The sequence below is a fragment of the Mycobacterium sp. URHB0044 genome (genome assembly GCF_000620625.1).
Lineage (GTDB): Bacteria > Actinomycetota > Actinomycetes > Mycobacteriales > Mycobacteriaceae > Mycobacterium.
Genome location: NZ_JIAW01000002.1, coordinates 332,804 through 349,820, shown reverse-complemented (window position 1 = coordinate 349,820; position 17,017 = coordinate 332,804). Strand labels below are relative to the sequence as shown.

The window sequence follows — 17,017 nt, the reverse complement described above, 5'->3', positions numbered from 1 at the left end:
TCAGAGCCGACGCCCCAATCGGAGCGTCACCGTTACCCTTTGAGGAGCAACGATGCCCAATCCTACCGCGCCAGCACCCACCACTTCGGTGTCCTCGCGCGCCCGACTTCGCAGCCGGATGCGCTGGACGATCGTCGGGTTCTCAGCACTCGGCCTGACGATCGCCTACCTGGACCGCGCCGCGCTCAGCGTCGCCGTGCCGTTCATGTCCGAGGAATTCCACATCAGCCCGGCCGTCAAGGGCATTCTCTTGTCGTCGTTCTTCTGGACGTATGCGTTGTTCCAGATCCCGTCCGGTTGGCTGCTCGACCGCTTCGGGCCGCGGGTGATCTACCCGATGGCCGTTGGGTGGTGGTCGATCTGGACCGCACTGACCGCGTGCGCAACCGGCGTCACCTCGGTGATCGTGTTCCGACTTGGCCTCGGTATCGGCGAGGCACCGGTGCAGCCGGCGAACGTCAAGGTGGTCTCGCAGTGGTTCCCGCGCCGGGAACGCGCATTCGCCTCGAGCCTGTTCGACATGGGCCAGCAGATCGGCACGGCGCTGTCCGTGCCGATCGTGACGACGCTGGCCGTCTTCGGCGGATGGCGGCTGTCGTTCATCGTGATCGGCGTGGCCGGACTGTTGTGGATCGTCGGCTGGGTGACGGTCTACCGCGACCCCGAACGGCATCCTCGCGTCTCCGCAAGCGAGCTCGCCCACATCCAGTCCGACCAGGGCGAAATGGTCGCCGCAGCCACGGCAGGCGAGAAGGAACCCTGGCATGCCCTGCTGCGCGACAACCAGGTGTGGGCGCTCACCACGGGTTACGTCTTCCGCTCGCTGGCCGGCGCGTTCTTCCTCACCTGGTACCCGAGCTACCTGCTCGACGACCGCGGCTTCAGCAAGGCCGAATTCGGCATGGTGGGAGCGATTCCCGCACTCATCGCCATCGGGTCGACGGTCCTCGGCGGCATCGTGTCCGACCGGATGCTGGTCTCCGGAATGTCGACGAACCTCTCCCGCAAGATCCCGATCGTGACCGGGCTCGGGTTGAGCGCCTGCATCGGCTTCGCACCCTTCATCGAAAGCAACCTGATGTTGATGGTCGTGCTGACGATCAGCAGTGCCGCGCACTCCTTCGCGGGAGCGGCGATCTTGAGCCTGCCTGCCGAGGTTGCCAAGTCGCCGTCAACCGTCGGTTCGATCGCCGGGTTCCAGAACTTCGGGTCTCAGCTGGGAAACCTGATCAGCCCCATCGCAATTGGGCTGTTCCTCACCTTCGCCAACGAGTCATACGTCGGCCCGATGCTCGGTGCTGCGGCCTGCTGTCTGATCAGCGCGGCCATCTACCTGTTCTGGGTGCGCATCAAACCCATCACCCCCGTCAGTGCCGTCGTACCGGCGGACCCCGAAAGGACCCCTCTGTGAGCTCCGCCCTGAACACCGCACACCTCGTCGAGCGGCTCAGCACCGTCGTCGGCATCCCCGTGGTGCCCTACCGCGAAGATGGCACGGTCGACCGGGACCGCACCGTCGCGCTCGCCGCACGCCTGATCGCCAACGGCATTTCGGTGCTGACCGCGAACGGCAACACCGGCGAGTTCTACGCACTCACCCCGGACGAGCGCCGTTTAGTTCTCGAAAGCGTTGTGTCCGTGTGTAATTCGGAGACGACGGTCGTGGCGGGGGTGGGCTTCGACGTGCAGACGGCGATCGCCGATGCGCGCTTCGCCCGCGACGTGGGAGCCAACGCGATCATGATCCACCAGCCGGTGTTGCCCTACCTGTCGCCCGACGGCTGGATCGACTACAACGCCACGATCGCCGCGGCCGTGCCGGGGCTCGGCGTGCTCCCCTATCTCAGCAATCCGGCGGTCTCGGGAACGCACATCGCGGCCCTGGCGAAGCGCGCACCGAACGTGGTGGGGCTGAAGTACTCGGTGCCCGATCCGGTCACGTTCGCCACCACCAGGGCACAGGCCGGCGACGGGTTGTTGTGGATCGCCGGGCTCGCCGAGTCCTATGCGCCCGCGTACTGGCAGGCGGGTGCGCGCGGATTCACCTCGGGACTGGTCAACATCGCACCGGCCGTGTCACTCAACATGCTCGCGGCCTTGCGGGCGGGCGACTACGAGGCTGCGGCAGAGGTGTGGCGCGGCATCCGGTACTTCGAAGAGCTGCGGGCGCGGGACCGCTCGGCCAACAATGTGTCGGTGGTCAAGGAGGCGATGCATCAGCTGGGCCTGTGCCGCAGGCAGGTCCGGGCCCCGAGCCACGAGCTGTCCGACGACGTGGCCGCCGAAGTGTCCGAAGCCATTCGGTCGTGGCAGGCGCTGGTGCCGGATCTGGAAGCGGAGCACGTGGCATGAAGATCGAATCACTGCAGACGTTCCGGCAGCGGGTGGGCGACCGCCCGCGCGTCCTGGTGAAGATCACCACCAGCGACGGAATCGACGGCTGGTCGGAGGTCTACAACCACGGGCCCGACCTCGCGTATCCCCCACTGCTGGAGTACCTATTCGATCAGATCAAGGGCATGGATCCGCTGCGGCCCACCGCGGTCAACCAGTTCCTGCTGCAGTCGAGCCGATTCCCGCAGGGCGCGTTGGGGTTGGCGGCCATCGCGGCGATCGACCACGCGTTGTGGGACATCGCGGGCAAGGCGTTGGGCGTGCCCGTCTACCGACTGCTCGGCGGCGCCTTGCGGGATCGGGTGCGCGTCTACGCCGGGCTGTACTCCGCCCCGGATGTCGCCGAGCTGCGGGATACCACCGCCGCCCTGCACGAGCAATTCGGGTTCACCGCGTTCAAGCTGAGCCCCTACCGTATGAAGCTGCACGAGCACCGCTTCGGGCTGGTCGTCCGCGAACTCGGCGACTACTTCGGCCACGTCCGCGAAAACCACCCCGAGGACTGGGAATTCGCGTTCGACGCCCACGCCTGCCTGTGGCAGCCCCGGCAAGCCGTCGAACTTGGTGCGGCGCTCGCGCCGAATCAGCCGCTGTTCTTGGAGGAGCCGATCCGGCCCGAGCACGTGCCGGCGTGGGCACGCATCCGCTCGGAGTTGCAGGTGCCGTTGGCGACCGGCGAGTCGCTCTACTCGACGCATGAGTTCCTCACCCTGCTCACCGCGGGCGGCGCCGACATCGTGCAACCCGATATCTGCGTGGTCGGCGGGTTGACCCAGATGGTGAAGATCGCCGCCATCGCCGAGGCGCATTATGTTCCTGTCGCGCCGCACAATCCGCTTGGCCCGCTCGCCACCGCCGCCAACGTGCACTTCGCCGCTGCCACGACGAACTTCGAGATTCTCGAGTTCAAGCCCGACGACGTGTCGTGGTGCGCCGATCCGTACCTACCGGTCGACGGACACCTGGAGCTGCGGCCCGACCGGCCGGGCTGGGGCATCCAGATCGACGAGGACGCATTGCGAACCGACGACTGGGTCAGCTGGGCGCGCCGCGTTCCAGTCCGCCGAGATGGGTCGACGGCGTGGATGTGAACTCGGGAGCGCTAGGAACCCTTGCGTCCCAGCTCGTGTGACAGCGCTTCGAGTTCGTCGCCGCCGGCCATCTCCTGGGTGAGGTGCTCCAGGGTGATGTCGTCGTAGGTGCAGTCCAGCTTCTGCCTGCCGCGGTTGAGCAGGACGAAGTGATCGCCCACCATGTGCGCGTGGTGCGGGTTGTGGGTGATGAACACGACGCCGAAGCCGGCCTCCTTGGCCGCGGTGATGTACTTCAGCACCACGCCGGATTGCTTGACGCCCAGCGCGGCCGTCGGCTCGTCGAGGATCAGCACCCGCGCTCCGAAGAACACCGCCCTGGCGATGGCGACGCACTGCCGCTGACCGCCCGACAGCGAGCCGATCGGCACGTCGACGTCGGGGAGGTCGATACCCATCTTGGCGAGCTCGGTCAACGTGGTGGCCCGCATCCCATTGGCGTCCAACGAGAATGGGAACGACTTCTTCCGCAGCTCCTGGCCGAGGAAGAAGTTGCGCCACACCGGCATCAGCGGCACGACGGCGAGGTTCTGATACACCGTCGCGATGCCCTTGCCCAGCGCATCCTTCGGCGAACCGAACTTCACCGGCTCACCGTCGACCAGCAGTTCACCGTCCGTCTGCTGGTGCAGACCGGAGATGATCTTGATCAGCGTGGACTTGCCTGCGCCGTTGTCGCCGAGAATGCCCGTCACCTCGCCGGCGTGCACGCGAAGCGAGATGTCCTTCAGCGCAGTGATGTTGCCGTAGGCCTTGCCGACGTTGCGAAGCTCGACGAGCGGGACCTTGCCACCCGACGGGGCGTCATGCGCGGGACGTTCCACTGTTGTGGTCACCGGTCACCTCTTCGCTGCGTAGTTGCGGAATGCGTTGTTGGCGATGACCGCGAACAGCAGCATCGCACCGAGGAAGAACTTGAACCAGTCGGGGTTCCAGCCGGCATAGACGATGCCCTGGTTCGTCATACCGAAGATGAACGCACCGATGGCAGCACCGATCGCCGTGCCGTAGCCGCCGGTGAGCAGGCAGCCACCGATGACGGCGGCGATGATGTACAGGAACTCATTGCCGATGCCCTGGCCGGACTGCACGGTGTTGAAGGCGAACAGCAGGTGCATGCCCACGAACCAGGCGGCGAATCCGACGAACATGAACAGCCCGATCTTGACGGCCGTGACGGGAACACCGACCGCGCGGGCGCTGTCCTCGTCACCGCCGACGGCGAAGATCCAGTTGCCGATCTTCGTCTTGAACAAGACGTAGGTCGCGACCACCGTGAACAGCAGCCACCACAGCACGGTGATGCGGATGTTCACGCCGCCGACGCTGAAGGACGAGGAGAACACCTTCTGCGCAGAGTCCCAACCCGCCATGTTGTTGACGCTCTGCGTGGCGACCTGACCCGAAATCAGTTTGGTCACCGCCAGATTGATGCCGGTAAGCATCAGGAACGAACTCAGCGTGATCAGGAAGCTGGGGATCTTCGTCCTCATCACGAGGTAGCCGTTCAGGAAACCGACCCCCAGCGCCAGCACCAACGCCAGCGCCGCACCGATCCACAAGTTCAGGTGCAGGTTGTAGGCGATCATCGACGCCGCCAGCGAACTCGTCGTCACGGCGACGCCCGCCGACAGGTCGAATTCACCGCCGATCATCAACAGCGCGACCGCGCAGGCCATGATGCCGATCGTCGAGCTCGCATAGAGCACCGTGGCGAGCGCCTCGGGCGTCCGGAACGGCGGTGCGACGACGGCGAAGAAGATGAAGATCGCGACGGCGCCGACCAGGGCACCCATCTCGGGTCGAATCAGCAAGCGCTGAATGCGATTCTGTTCCTTCACCCGCTCGTCGTGGACGACCTTTCGGGCCGAGAGATCGACCTCGGATTGCGTACTCATGTTCGTTCTCTCCTCTTCGCGCAAGCGCTCATCACCGCGTTCCGTTCTTCGCGTACTCGGCGACCGCGTCGATGTTGGTCTTGTCGATGAACGCCGGCCCGGTCAGCGTCGGCTTGCCGCCGCCGATGATGTTGCCGTTGGTGAGGTACAGCCACAGCGAGTCGACGGCCAGGTAGCCCTGCAGGAACGGTTGTTGGTCGACCGCCCACTGCACGTCACCGGCGTTGATGGCGTCGACGAGCGCAGCGTTGGTGTCGAAGGTCGCCACCTTGGCCTTGCTGTTCGCGTTCTTCACCGACTGCACGGCGGTCAAGGCGAACGGCGCCCCGAGGGTCAGGACGGCGTCAACACTCGGATCTTGTTGCAGCTTGGCGGTGATCGTGGACTCGACCGACGGCATGTCCTTGCCGTTGACGTTGAGGATCTCCGTTGCAGGGAACGTGTTCTTCACGCCGGCGCAGCGGTTCTCCAAGCCGACGTGACCCTGCTCCTGGATCACGCAGATCGCCTTCGTGGCACCGTCCTTCTTCAGCCGGTCTCCGGCCGCCTGGCCCGCGATGTACTCGTCTTGGCCGAAGTACTCCTTGACACCCATCGCCGACCATTGGTCGAGACCCGAGTTGAACGCGACCACCGGAATGTTCTTGGCCTCGGCGGCCTTGACGGCGGCCTGCATGGCGTCGGGCTTGGCCAGGGTGACCGCGATGCCCTTGACGCCGCTGTCGATGGCCGTCTGGACGAGGTTCGCCTGATTGGGCGCTTCGGGGTCATTCGAGTAGCGCAACTCGATGTTGTCCTTCTTCGCTGCGGTTTCAGCGCCCTTGCGGATGAGGTCCCAGAACGAGTCACCGGGAACTTCGTGGGTGATCATGGCGATCGTCATGCGCGGCGTGTCGACGGTTCCGCCGCCGCCCCCGCCGTTGCCCGAGTCTTCGGGCTTGCCACCTGTTGACGAACACGACACGACCGCCAGTGCGAGTACGCTCGCCCCGGCCAGTGCCGCGAGTCGACTGAACCTCATCTTCGCTCCTTGTCCTCGACATCGCCGCGCCGCCATGTCGACCCGTTGAGGCCGCGCCGAGCGGCACGCCTCATGGGTGATGTAATACGGCTCACACTCGAAAGTCAACACTTTGTTCGGACATTAGGACTGCAGGTCAAATGTTAGGGTGCGTCAGTGCAGGTCAGAGCGAGAAGGGCGACAAACAATGACGGAGTTTGAACTGGCGGTTTGCGCCGAGATGGTGTTCACCGACCTGGACATCCTGGACCGGGTTCGACGCATCGACGAGCTGGGCTTCGCCGTCGAAATCTGGAGCTGGCACGACAAGGACCTGCAGGCTCTGGCCGACACCGGCGCCCGGTTCTCCTCCATGACCGGATACCTGCACGGCGATCTGATCGACCGCGACGGCGCCGACGAGGTGGTGCGCACCGCCGCGCTGAGCGTCAAAGCCGCTGAGACCCTTGGTGTTCCGCGATTGAATCTGCACACGGCTGAGCTGGTCGACGGGAAGGCCGCGCGCCCGCGCCACCGCGCGACGGGTGACATGTGGCTGTCCGCGGCCCGGGCACTGGAGCGCATTGGCGAGATCGGCGCCGCCGCCGACGTCACGTTCTGCGTGGAGAATCTCAACACCATCGTCGATCACCCCGGCGTCCCACTCGCCCGCGCCAAGGACACGCTGGCGTTGGTGGAGGCCGTCGGGCACCCCAACGTCAAGATGATGCTCGACCTGTACCACGCTCAGATCGGCGAAGGGAACCTCGTCGAGTTGGTCCGCCGCTGCGGCGACGCCATCGGCGAGGTCCAGGTCGCCGACGTCCCCGGACGCTGCGAACCTGGCACGGGCGAGATCTTCTACCCCGTCATCGCCGACGCGCTGCGTGGCATCGGCTTCAGCGGCACCGTCGGCCTCGAGGCCTGGGCGTCCGGAGCAGGAGCGAGCGGTAGCGAGGCCGCGCTGAGTGCCTTCCGCAAGGCCTTCACCGGCTGACGGCTCCCTCGCGGGATCAGCGGTCGACGAGCGTGGTCTCGAAGTAGTAGCGCGACGCCCGATAGCCGTGATCACCGAACTCGACCGCCTTGCCGGAGTCGTCGAACGCGGTGCGGCTCATGGTGAGCAGCGGCGCGCCCGCCTTCTCGTCGAGGAGCCGCGCCTCGGTTCGACTCGCAGGCCGCGCGCCGATGCGCTGGCGCGCCAGCCGGATGTGCACGCCACGCGCCCGAAGGGATTGGTAGAGACCGCTTTCCTCGAGCTCGTCCGCGGCGGGCGCGAGTTCGACGGGCAAGTAGTTGGTCATCACCGCGAGCGGCTCACCGTTGGCACACCGCAGCCGCCGGATCGTCACGATCTCGTGGTCGCCGCTGAGGTTGAGTTCGGCCGCGACGTCGTCGCCGGCCACGCCGGTGTGGTACTCGAGCAGCTGCGTGGTGGGCTCCTGCCCGGCCCGGGTCAGGTCGTCGAACAAACTGGTCAGTTCGACGCGGCGGTGCACGGGGTTCTGCACCACCTGGGTGCCGACGCCGCGCTTGCGCACCAGCAGGCCCTTGTCGACCAGCTCCTGGATCGCGCGCCGAGTCGTGGGCCGCGACAACGTCAGCCTCTTCGCCAGCGCCAGCTCGTTCTCGAACCGGTCTCCCGGCGCAAGGTCACCGGTGCGGATCGCCGCCTCGATTGCCTGGGACAGCTGATAGTAGAGGGGCACGGGACTCGATCTGTCCAGCTCAACCACCAAAGGCACGTCTACTCCGATCTCGGGCCAATGACCAGAAGAAAGTAGCTGAATACTAACACCGGTTTGAGCGTAAGTTAGAATGTCAGGACAAACTATTGACATGGCGGAGTGATGCGAGGCACAGTCGTACCGAGTACCGCCCATCACTGCCGGGGAGCTGAATTGACTAGCACCGAAGCGTTCGACGTTCTCGCCATCGGGCGCAGCGGCGTCGACATCTACCCCCTTCAAACGGGCATCGGATTGGAGCACGTCGAGACGTTCGGCAAGTTCCTTGGCGGCAGTGCCGCCAACGTCGCCGTCGCCGCTGCCCGACTGGGCAACCGCAGCGCGCTGATCTCCGGCGTGGGCGACGACCCGTTCGGCCGCTTCGTCCGCGCCGAACTCGCGGGCCTCGGCGTCGACAACCGCTACGTCGGCACCCACGGTGAGTTTCCGACCCCGGTGACGTTCTGCGAGATCTTTCCGCCGGACCACTTCCCGCTGTACTTCTACCGCAAGCCGTCGGCGCCCGATTTGCAGATCCGCGCCGACGAACTCGACCTCGACGCGGTGCGCGCCGCCCGGCTGTACTGGTCGACGGTCACTGGACTGTGCGAGGAGCCCAGCCGCAGCGCGCATTTCGCAGCGTGGGAGGCGCGCAATCGCGCCCCGCTGACGGTGCTCGATCTGGACTACCGGCCCATGTTCTGGGCCACCCCGGCCGATGCCACCGAGCAGGTGCAGCGGGCCCTGGCACACGTCACCGTGGCGGTCGGCAACCGCGAGGAGTGCGAGATCGCCGTTGGCGAAAGCAACCCGCGCAAGGCCGCCGACGCACTGCTCGACCTCGGGGTCGAGCTCGCCATCGTGAAGCAGGGTCCGCGAGGTGTGCTGGGCAAGACCAAGCACAGCTCGGTGACCGTGCTGCCCAACGACGTCGACGTCGTCAACGGGCTCGGCGCAGGAGATGCCTTCGGCGGCAGCCTGATCCACGGTCTGCTGCGCAATTGGCCGCTGGAGAAGACGTTGCGCTACGCCAACGCCGCGGGTGCCATCGTGGCATCACGCCTGGAGTGCTCGACCGCGATGCCGACGGCCGCCGAGGTCTCCACGCTGGCCGAGCAGACCGCAGAGGAGGCCGTGAATGTCTAGCCTCTGCACCGATTACGCCGCGATCACCGATTTGCGCGCCACCGATCCCGGCGCGGTGGCGCGAGCCTGGCTGAACCGCACCACCAGGCCCACGGTCCAGGGCAACGGCAGGCTGATGATCGTCGCGGCCGACCATCCCGCAAGAGGCGCGCTCGCGGTGGGGTCGCGCCCCACCGCGATGAACAGCCGCACCGATCTGCTGGACCGGTTGCGCGCCGCACTCGCCGATCCGGGCGTCGACGGCGTCCTCGCCACCTCCGACATCCTCGACGATCTGCTGCTGCTCGGTGCGCTCGAGAACAAGGTGGTGTTCTCGTCGTTCAACCGCGGCGGCCTGGCGGGATCGTCGTTCGAACTCGACGACCGGATGACCGGCGCCACCGCCGCATCCACCGCCGCGGCGAAGATGAACGGCGGAAAAATGCTGTGCCGCATCGATCTCGGCGATCCCGGCACCGTCGCCACGATGGTCGCCTGCGCGCAGGCGGTCGACGAGCTGGCTGCGCACGGTCTGATCGCGATGGTCGAGCCGTTCATGTCCAGCCGCGTCGACGGCAAGGTGCGCAACGACCTGACCGCCGACGCGGTGATCAAGTCGGTGCACATCGGCCAGGGGCTCGGCTCCACGTCGGCCTACACGTGGATGAAGCTGCCGGTGGTCCCTGAAATGGACAGAGTGATGGACGCGACATTGCTGCCCACGCTGCTGCTCGGCGGCGACCCGCCCGATCCCGACGAGGCCTTCGCCAGTTGGGAGAAGGCCCTGGCGCTACCGTCGGTGCGCGGGCTGATCGTCGGCCGGTCGTTGCTCTACCCACCCGACGACGACGTGACTTCCGCAGTGGCCACCGCGGTTTCGATGGTGAGGGCCGGGTCGAGCGCGACGACGGGGGCGAACTAGGCATGCACAGCAAGCTCTACATCCCGGCTCGCAGTGCGGAGCTGCCCTACACCGTCCACATCACTCCCGAGTCGGCCGGTTGGAGCGAATCCTCGCTGCAGGTAATCGAACTCGACGACAGCCAGGTCGCCGAGCTCGACACCGGTGGCACCGAGGTGATGATCCTTCCGTTGGCGGGCGCAGGCACCGTCGAGTGCGGCGGTGAGTCCTTCGCGTTGTCGCCACGTGCCTCGGTCTTCGACGGCCCCGCCGACATGGTCTACCTCGGCATCGGCCAGGAGTACCACGTCTCGGGCGCCGGCCGGTTCGCGATCTGCGGTGCCCGCGCCCGACGCTCCTTCCCCAACCGCCGGGTCGCCGCGGCGGACGTGCCCGTCGAACTGCGCGGCGCAGGCAACTGCAGCCGCCAGGTGCACAACTTCGGCACCGCAGGGGTTTTCGAGGCCGACTCGTTGATCGCCTGCGAGGTCATCACCCCCGGCGGAAACTGGTCGAGTTATCCCGCCCACAAGCACGACGAGGACACGCCCACCCAGTCGCAGCTCGAGGAGATCTACTACTTCGAGATCGCGCCCGGCCCGGACGGCTCACGCGGCTTCGGCTATCACCGGGTCTACGGCACGCCCGACCGGCCCATCGAGGTGCTCGAAGAGGTACGCACCGGTGACGTCGTGCTGGTGCCGCACGGTTACCACGGCCCGTCCGTCGCGGCGCCGGGCTATCACATGTACTACCTCAACGTCATGGCCGGTCCCGGCACGGAGCGGGCCTGGATGATCGTCGACGACCCCGAACACGCCTGGCTGCGCGGCACCTGGGACGACCAGCCCGTCGACCCACGGCTACCGCTGCACGCACCCACTTCCCAAGGAGCATGACCGTGGTTTCCACCGCGCCGAAGCGGGCCGAGAAGACCGCCGACACCGAACCGACCGTACGACTCACGGTGGCGCAGGCCACGATTGGCTTCCTGGCCAACCAGTACGTCGAACGCGACGGCGAGCGAACCAAGTTCTTCGCCGGCTGCTTCGGCATCTTCGGCCACGGCAACGTGGCAGGCCTTGGCCAGGCCCTGTTGGAGGACGAGGTCCAGGCTGCCGAGGCCGGCACCGAACCCGCACTGAAGTACGTCCTCGGCCGCAACGAGCAGGCCATGGTGCACAGCGCCGTCGCCTACGCCCGGCAGAAGGACCGGCTACAGACGTGGGCGGTCACCGCCAGCGTCGGACCGGGCTCGACCAACATGCTCACCGGCGCGGCACTGGCCACCATCAACCGGCTGCCGGTGCTGCTGCTGCCCGCCGACACGTTCGCCACCCGGGTCAGCGCACCGGTGCTGCAGGAACTCGAACTTGCGTCGGCGGGCGACGTCACGGTCAACGATGCGTTCAAGCCGCTGTCGCGCTACTTCGACCGGGTGTGGCGCCCCGAACAGCTGCCCGCCGCCCTGTTGGGCGCGATGCGCGTGCTCACCGACCCCGTCGAGACCGGTGCCGCGACCGTCGCCATTCCGCAGGACGTGCAGGCCGAGGCGTACGACTGGCCGGAATCCCTGTTCGCACAACGCACGTGGCACGTCGCCCGCCCCCTGCCGGAGCGGTCGGTGATCGCACGCGCCGCCGAGGTCATCCGGTCGGCCACCAAGCCGCTGATCGTCGCCGGTGGCGGCGTCATCTACTCCGGGGCCACCGACGCGTTGGCCGCCTTTTGCGAGCAGACGGGCATCCCGGTCGGCCAGAGCCAGGCAGGCAAGGGATCGCTCCCCTATGACCACCCACAGTCGGTCGGCGCCATCGGGTCGACCGGCACCACGGCGGCCAATGCGCTCGCGACGGAGGCCGACGTCGTGATCGGCATCGGCACCCGCTACGGCGACTTCACCACGGCGTCCCGCACCGCGTTCAACAACCCGGATGTGCGCTTCGTCAACGTCAACGTGGCATCCCTGGACGCGGTCAAACAGGGCGGCGTCAGCGTCGTCTCCGATGCCCGCGAGGCCATCGAGGCGCTGGGCGTCGCGCTGGGCGACTACTCCGTCAGCGACGAATACCGTTCCCGCACCGCGGCTCTCGCGCGGGAGTGGGACGACACCGTGACGGCGGCCTACCGCGTCGACGACGGTGCAGCCCTGAACCAGAACCAGGTGATCGGCCTGGCCAACACGTTGTCCGATCCCCGCGACGTGGTGGTGTGCGCGGCCGGCTCGATGCCGGGCGACCTGCACAAGCTGTGGCGCATCCGCGACCCGAAGGGCTACCACGTCGAATACGGGTACTCCTGCATGGGCTACGAGATCGCCGGCGGCATCGGCGCCAAGATGGCCGAACCGGATCGCGATGTGTTCGTCATGGTGGGTGACGGCTCCTACCTGATGATGGCCACCGAGCTGGTGACGGCCGTGCAGGAGGGCGTCAAGGTCATCGTCGTGCTGGTGCAGAACCACGGCTTCGCGTCGATCGGTTCCCTGTCAGAGGCGTTGGGGTCTCAGCGATTCGGCACCGCATACCGGTTCCGCAGCGACGACGGCAGGCTCGACGGCGCGCCCTTGCCGGTCGATCTGGCCGCCAACGCCGCGAGCCTCGGTGCCGACGTCATCCGCGCCGTCACCGCCGCCGACTTCGCGGATGCCGTCAAGGTCGCCAAGGCCAGTGACCGCACGACGGTCATCCACGTCGAGACCGACCCGCTGATCGCCGCACCGGACAGCGAGTCGTGGTGGGACGTACCGGTTTCCGAGACCTCCACGCTGGAGTCCACCCAGTCGGCGTACCAGACGTACGCGGACTGGAAGAAGATCCAGCGTCCCCTGATCCGGCCGTCCGAATGAGCACCATCCTCGCGCCCCGCGCCGTTCCGTCCGCAACGTTCACTTAGAAGGCAAACACGATGTCAGACTTGCGCATTGCAGTACTCGGTGTCGGCATGATGGGCGCCGACCACGTCGCCCGCATCACGAACACCATCAGCGGCGCCCGCGTCACGGTCATCAACGACTACCTGATCGAGAAGGCCGAACAGGTGGCCTCCTCGGTGCCGGGCGCACGTGTCGTCGGCGACCCGCTGGACGCAATCGCGGCCGACGACGTCGACGCGGTGCTGTTGGCGACACCGGGACCCGTACACGAGAAGCAGCTGCTGGCCTGTCTAGACCACCGAAAGCCGGTGCTCTGCGAGAAACCGCTGACCACCGACGTCGAGACGTCGCTGGAGGTGGTGCGCCGCGAGGCCGAGCTGGGCACGCCCCTGATCCAGGTCGGGTTCATGCGACGTTTCGACCCCGAGTACGCGGCGCTGAAGGCGCTCATCGACGGCGGCGAACTCGGCCAGCCACTGGTCATGCATTGCGTGCACCGCAATGCTGCGGTACCCCCGAGCTTCACCAGCGAGATGATCGTCAAGGACTCGCTGGTCCACGAGGTCGACGTGACGCGCTTCCTGCTCGGCGAGGAGATCGCGTCAGTCCAAATCATCAGGCCCGCAGCGAATCCGGGTGCCCCGAGTGGTCTGCAGGATCCGCAGATCGCGATCTTCACCACCACGTCGGGCAAGCACGTCGACGTGGAGGTGTTCGTCACCACCGCCGTCGCCTACGAGGTGCGCACCGAGGTCGTCGCCGAGAAGGGCAGCGCGATGATCGGCCTCGACGTCGGGTTGATCCGCAAGACCGCACCGGGTGTCTCCGGTGGGCGCATCACGGCGGATTTCCGCGAGCGCTTCGGTACTGCCTACGACCTCGAAGTACAGCGCTGGGTCGACGCGGTGCGCGCCGGCGTCAACGTCGACGGGCCAACCGCGTGGGACGGCTACGCAGCCGCTGCCGTGTGCGCCGCGGGCGTCGAGTCGCTCAAGAGCGGGCTACCCACCGACGTCACGATGGTGGACCGAGCCTCGGTCCCGGGTGCCTGACGCCAAGAATCCAAGACCATGACCGACCGCATCTCGAAGCACGGAAAGTGATATGACCCAGACAATTTCGCATTGGCTCGACAACGCCCCGTTCGCCGGCACCGGCACTGCCACCGCGCCGGTGACCAACCCGGCCACCGGTGCGGTCACCGGTCAGGTCGCGCTGGCCACCGTGGAGGATGCCCGCGCGGTCATCGACGCCGCCGCCGTGGCGTTCCCGGCCTGGCGTGACACCTCGCTGGCCAAGCGCACCCAGGTGCTGTTCAAGTTTCGTGAGCTGCTCAACGAACGTAAGGGCGAGCTGGCCGAGATCATCACCAGCGAGCACGGCAAGGTCGTCTCCGACGCTTTGGGTGAAGTGTCTCGCGGCCAGGAAGTCGTCGAATTCGCCTGCGGCATCCCCCACCTGCTCAAGGGCGGATTCACCGAGAACGCCTCCACCAAGGTCGACGTCTACTCGGTGCGCCAGCCGCTGGGGGTGGTCGGGGTGATCTGCCCGTTCAACTTCCCGGCCATGGTGCCGATGTGGTTCTTCCCCATCGCCATCGCCACCGGCAACACCGTGATCCTCAAGCCGTGGGAGAAGGACCCGTCGGCGTCGCTGTGGATCGCCGCGCTGTGGGCTGAAGCCGGCCTCCCGCCCGGTGTTTTCAACGTGCTGCAGGGCGACAAGACCGCCGTCGACGAACTACTGACCAACCCCACCGTCAAGTCGGTGTGCTTCGTCGGGTCCACCCCGATCGCCCGCTACGTCTACGCCACCGCCACCGCGCACGACAAACGCGTCCAAGCCCTCGGCGGTGCCAAGAACCACGCGGTGATCCTGCCCGACGCCGACCTCGACCTCGCCGCCGACGCCATGGTCAACGCCGGCTTCGGTTCCGCAGGCGAACGCTGCATGGCCATCAGCGCGTGCGTCGCGGTCGGGCCGATCGCCGACGACCTCGTCGCCAAGATCGCCGAACGCACCACCCCGCTCAAGATCGGCGACGGCACCAAGGATTCCGACATGGGCCCACTGGTCACCAAGGCCCACCGCGACAAGGTCGCCTCCTACATCGACGCCGGCGAAGCCGACGGCGCCAAGATCGTCGTCGACGGCCGCCACGTCCAAGCCAACGGCGGCGCCGAAGGGTTCTGGCTGGGCCCCACCCTGATCGACCACGTGACGCCCGAGATGAGCGTCTACACCGACGAGATCTTCGGGCCGGTGCTGTCCATCATCCGCGTCGAGACCTACGACGAGGCCCTAGAATTGATCAATGCCAACCCGTACGGCAACGGCACCGCGATCTTCACCAACGACGGCGGCGCCGCCCGGCGCTTCCAAAACGAAGTGCAGGTCGGCATGATCGGCATCAACGTGCCCATCCCCGTCCCCATGGCCTACTACAGCTTCGGCGGCTGGAAGGCCTCATTGTTCGGCGACAGCCACGCCCACGGCATGGACGGCGTCCAATTCTTCACCCGCCAAAAGGCCATCACCAGCCGCTGGCTCGACCCCAGCCACGGCGGCATCGAACTCGGCTTCCCGCAGAACCAGTAGATCAGGACAGGATCAGACGTGACGACTACTGATATCGCCCAAGAGGTTTCGACTGATTTGGCAGCGAAGGCCGCCCGTCACCTGTGGGGACACTTCGCGAAGCACGGTGAAGGCATCACACCGCCCATCATCACCCGCGGCGAAGGTGTGACCATTTGGGACGACAAGGGCAAGAGTTACATCGACGGCCTTGCAGGGCTTTTCGTCGTTCAGGTGGGCCATGGCCGCAAGGAGCTCGCCGAGGCCGCCGCCAAACAGGCCGAGACGCTGGCGTTCTTCCCACTGTGGTCCTACGCCACGCCCAGTGCGATCGAATTGTCCGAGCGCGTCGCAGGCTATGCGCCCGGTGATCTGAACCGGGTGTTCTTCACCACGGGCGGCGGCGAGGCCGTCGAGTCGGCGTGGAAGCTGGCCAAGAACTACTTCAAGCTGGTCGGCAAACCCGGTAAGCACAAGGTGATTTCGCGCAAGACCGCCTACCACGGCACCCCGCAGGGCGCACTGGCGATCACCGGCCTGCCGATCTTCAAGCAGCAGTTCGAACCGCTGACCCCCGGTGGCTTCCGCGTGCCGAACACCAACTTCTACCGCGCACCCGAACCGTACGCACACGACATCAAGGCGTTCGGCCGGTACTGCGCCGACCGCGTCGCCGAGGCCATCGAGTTCGAGGGCCCCGATACCGTGGCGGCCGTGTTCCTGGAGCCGGTGCAGAACGCGGGTGGATCGATCCCGCCGCCGCCGGGGTACTTCGAGCGGGTCCGCGAGATCTGCGACGAGTACGACGTGCTGCTGGTATCCGATGAGGTGATCTGTGCCTACGGCCGCATCGGCTCGATGTTCGCGTGTGATGACTTCGGCTACGTGCCCGACATCATCACCTGCGCAAAGGGATTGACGTCGGGTTACTCCCCGATCGGCGCGATGATCGCCAGTGACCGCTTGTTCGAGCCGTTCAACGACGGCAAGACGACCTTCGCCCACGGCTACACGTTCGGCGGGCACCCGGTGTCGTCGGCGGTGGCGCTGGCCAACCTCGACATCTTCGAACGCGAAGGCCTCAACGACCACGTCAAGGAGACCGCACCGGCGTTCCGCGCGACGCTGGAGAAGCTTCTCAGCCTGCCCATCGTCGGTGACGTCCGCGGCGAAGGCTTCTTCTACGGCATCGAACTCGTCAAGGACCAAGCCACCAAGGAAACGTTCAGCAACGACGAGTGCACTCGCCTGCTCCCCTGGCTCACCACCGAACTCCTCGAGGCCGGGCTGTATTGCCGCGCCGACAACCGCGGCGACCCAGTGGTCCAGGTGGCGCCACCGCTGATCAGTGGGCAAAAGGAGTTCGACGCCATCTACGAAATCCTGCACGGGGTCCTCAAGGAGGCAGGCCGACTGCTCTAGAGCGTCG

The 17,017-nt window shown here is 66.6% G+C and carries 15 protein-coding genes; 11 read left to right on the top strand and 4 right to left on the bottom strand.

All coding sequences use genetic code 11. The features are described from left to right. Positions 1 to 52: 52 nt before the first annotated feature. Genes N536_RS0105790 through N536_RS0105780 form a run of 3 tightly spaced genes read left to right on the top strand, consistent with a single transcriptional unit; the run spans position 53 to position 3,485 of the window. Positions 53 to 1,411 (top strand): MFS transporter, encoded by a 1,359-nt coding sequence (locus tag N536_RS0105790; RefSeq protein WP_081809066.1) that lies wholly within the window; start codon positions 53 to 55, stop codon positions 1,409 to 1,411. Beyond that, positions 1,408 to 2,352 (top strand): dihydrodipicolinate synthase family protein, encoded by a 945-nt coding sequence (locus N536_RS37540; RefSeq protein WP_197040070.1) that lies wholly within the window; start codon positions 1,408 to 1,410, stop codon positions 2,350 to 2,352. Before N536_RS0105790 ends, N536_RS37540 begins: the two co-directional genes overlap by 4 nt. After that, the gene (locus N536_RS0105780; RefSeq protein WP_029112742.1) at positions 2,349 to 3,485 is read left to right on the top strand and encodes a mandelate racemase/muconate lactonizing enzyme family protein; all 1,137 of its coding nucleotides are present in this window, start codon (positions 2,349 to 2,351) and stop codon (positions 3,483 to 3,485) included. Before N536_RS37540 ends, N536_RS0105780 begins: the two co-directional genes overlap by 4 nt. A gap of 11 nt (positions 3,486 to 3,496) precedes the next feature. On the opposite strand, the gene N536_RS0105775 is transcribed toward N536_RS0105780, so the two are convergent. Genes N536_RS0105775 through N536_RS0105765 form a run of 3 tightly spaced genes read right to left on the bottom strand, consistent with a single transcriptional unit; the run spans position 3,497 to position 6,404 of the window. Next, positions 3,497 to 4,321 (bottom strand): ATP-binding cassette domain-containing protein, encoded by an 825-nt coding sequence (locus tag N536_RS0105775; protein ID WP_029112741.1) that lies wholly within the window; start codon positions 4,319 to 4,321, stop codon positions 3,497 to 3,499. Between the two features lie 3 nt (positions 4,322 to 4,324). Then, the gene (locus N536_RS0105770; RefSeq protein WP_029112740.1) at positions 4,325 to 5,383 is read right to left on the bottom strand and encodes an ABC transporter permease; all 1,059 of its coding nucleotides are present in this window, start codon (positions 5,381 to 5,383) and stop codon (positions 4,325 to 4,327) included. A gap of 31 nt (positions 5,384 to 5,414) precedes the next feature. Beyond that, entirely contained in the window at positions 5,415 to 6,404 is a 990-nt protein-coding gene (locus N536_RS0105765) for a substrate-binding domain-containing protein (RefSeq protein WP_029112739.1), read from the bottom strand. Between the two features lie 187 nt (positions 6,405 to 6,591). Here N536_RS0105765 and N536_RS0105760 point away from each other — a divergent pair, with 187 nt between their 5' ends. Beyond that, on the top strand, positions 6,592 to 7,380 hold the full coding sequence (locus tag N536_RS0105760; protein ID WP_029112738.1) for a TIM barrel protein: 789 nt from the start codon (positions 6,592 to 6,594) through the stop codon (positions 7,378 to 7,380). Positions 7,381 to 7,396: 16 nt separating this feature from the next. On the opposite strand, the gene N536_RS0105755 is transcribed toward N536_RS0105760, so the two are convergent. Then, positions 7,397 to 8,128 (bottom strand): GntR family transcriptional regulator, encoded by a 732-nt coding sequence (locus N536_RS0105755; protein WP_029112737.1) that lies wholly within the window; start codon positions 8,126 to 8,128, stop codon positions 7,397 to 7,399. Positions 8,129 to 8,284: 156 nt separating this feature from the next. Here N536_RS0105755 and iolC point away from each other — a divergent pair, with 156 nt between their 5' ends. The 7 genes from iolC to N536_RS0105720 are packed head-to-tail and all read left to right on the top strand — an operon-like array spanning position 8,285 to position 17,010. Next, complete coding sequence (gene iolC, locus N536_RS0105750) at positions 8,285 to 9,256, top strand: 5-dehydro-2-deoxygluconokinase (RefSeq protein ID WP_029112736.1); 972 nt, start codon at positions 8,285 to 8,287, stop codon at positions 9,254 to 9,256. Continuing rightward, positions 9,249 to 10,157, top strand: a complete 909-nt coding sequence (locus tag N536_RS0105745) for a hypothetical protein (protein ID WP_029112735.1) — start codon at positions 9,249 to 9,251, stop codon at positions 10,155 to 10,157. Before iolC ends, N536_RS0105745 begins: the two co-directional genes overlap by 8 nt. A 2-nt stretch (positions 10,158 to 10,159) precedes the next feature. Beyond that, positions 10,160 to 11,035 carry a 5-deoxy-glucuronate isomerase gene (iolB, locus tag N536_RS0105740; protein ID WP_029112734.1) on the top strand — a complete coding sequence of 292 codons (876 nt, stop codon included), beginning with the start codon at positions 10,160 to 10,162 and terminating at the stop codon, positions 11,033 to 11,035. 2 nt (positions 11,036 to 11,037) lie between these two features. Beyond that, positions 11,038 to 12,984, top strand: a complete 1,947-nt coding sequence (iolD, locus tag N536_RS0105735) for a 3D-(3,5/4)-trihydroxycyclohexane-1,2-dione acylhydrolase (decyclizing) (protein ID WP_029112733.1) — start codon at positions 11,038 to 11,040, stop codon at positions 12,982 to 12,984. A gap of 59 nt (positions 12,985 to 13,043) precedes the next feature. After that, positions 13,044 to 14,063, top strand: a complete 1,020-nt coding sequence (locus N536_RS0105730; RefSeq protein ID WP_029112732.1) for a Gfo/Idh/MocA family protein — start codon at positions 13,044 to 13,046, stop codon at positions 14,061 to 14,063. A gap of 52 nt (positions 14,064 to 14,115) precedes the next feature. Further along, positions 14,116 to 15,609 (top strand): CoA-acylating methylmalonate-semialdehyde dehydrogenase, encoded by a 1,494-nt coding sequence (locus N536_RS0105725; RefSeq protein WP_029112731.1) that lies wholly within the window; start codon positions 14,116 to 14,118, stop codon positions 15,607 to 15,609. Between the two features lie 18 nt (positions 15,610 to 15,627). Further along, positions 15,628 to 17,010, top strand: coding sequence for an aspartate aminotransferase family protein (locus tag N536_RS0105720; RefSeq protein ID WP_029112730.1), 1,383 nt, complete (start codon positions 15,628 to 15,630; stop codon positions 17,008 to 17,010). Positions 17,011 to 17,017 lie beyond the last annotated feature (7 nt).

Coding starts and splice junctions, on each gene's coding strand:
- N536_RS0105770 (WP_029112740.1), bottom strand. CDS start 5,383: ATGAGTACGCAATCCGAGGTCGATCTCTCGGCCCGAAAGGTCGTCCAC.
- N536_RS0105765 (WP_029112739.1), bottom strand. CDS start 6,404: ATGAGGTTCAGTCGACTCGCGGCACTGGCCGGGGCGAGCGTACTCGCA.
- N536_RS0105730 (WP_029112732.1), top strand. CDS start 13,044: ATGTCAGACTTGCGCATTGCAGTACTCGGTGTCGGCATGATGGGCGCC.
- N536_RS0105760 (WP_029112738.1), top strand. CDS start 6,592: ATGACGGAGTTTGAACTGGCGGTTTGCGCCGAGATGGTGTTCACCGAC.
- iolB (WP_029112734.1), top strand. CDS start 10,160: ATGCACAGCAAGCTCTACATCCCGGCTCGCAGTGCGGAGCTGCCCTAC.
- N536_RS0105780 (WP_029112742.1), top strand. CDS start 2,349: ATGAAGATCGAATCACTGCAGACGTTCCGGCAGCGGGTGGGCGACCGC.
- N536_RS0105725 (WP_029112731.1), top strand. CDS start 14,116: ATGACCCAGACAATTTCGCATTGGCTCGACAACGCCCCGTTCGCCGGC.
- N536_RS0105745 (WP_029112735.1), top strand. CDS start 9,249: ATGTCTAGCCTCTGCACCGATTACGCCGCGATCACCGATTTGCGCGCC.
- N536_RS0105790 (WP_081809066.1), top strand. CDS start 53: ATGCCCAATCCTACCGCGCCAGCACCCACCACTTCGGTGTCCTCGCGC.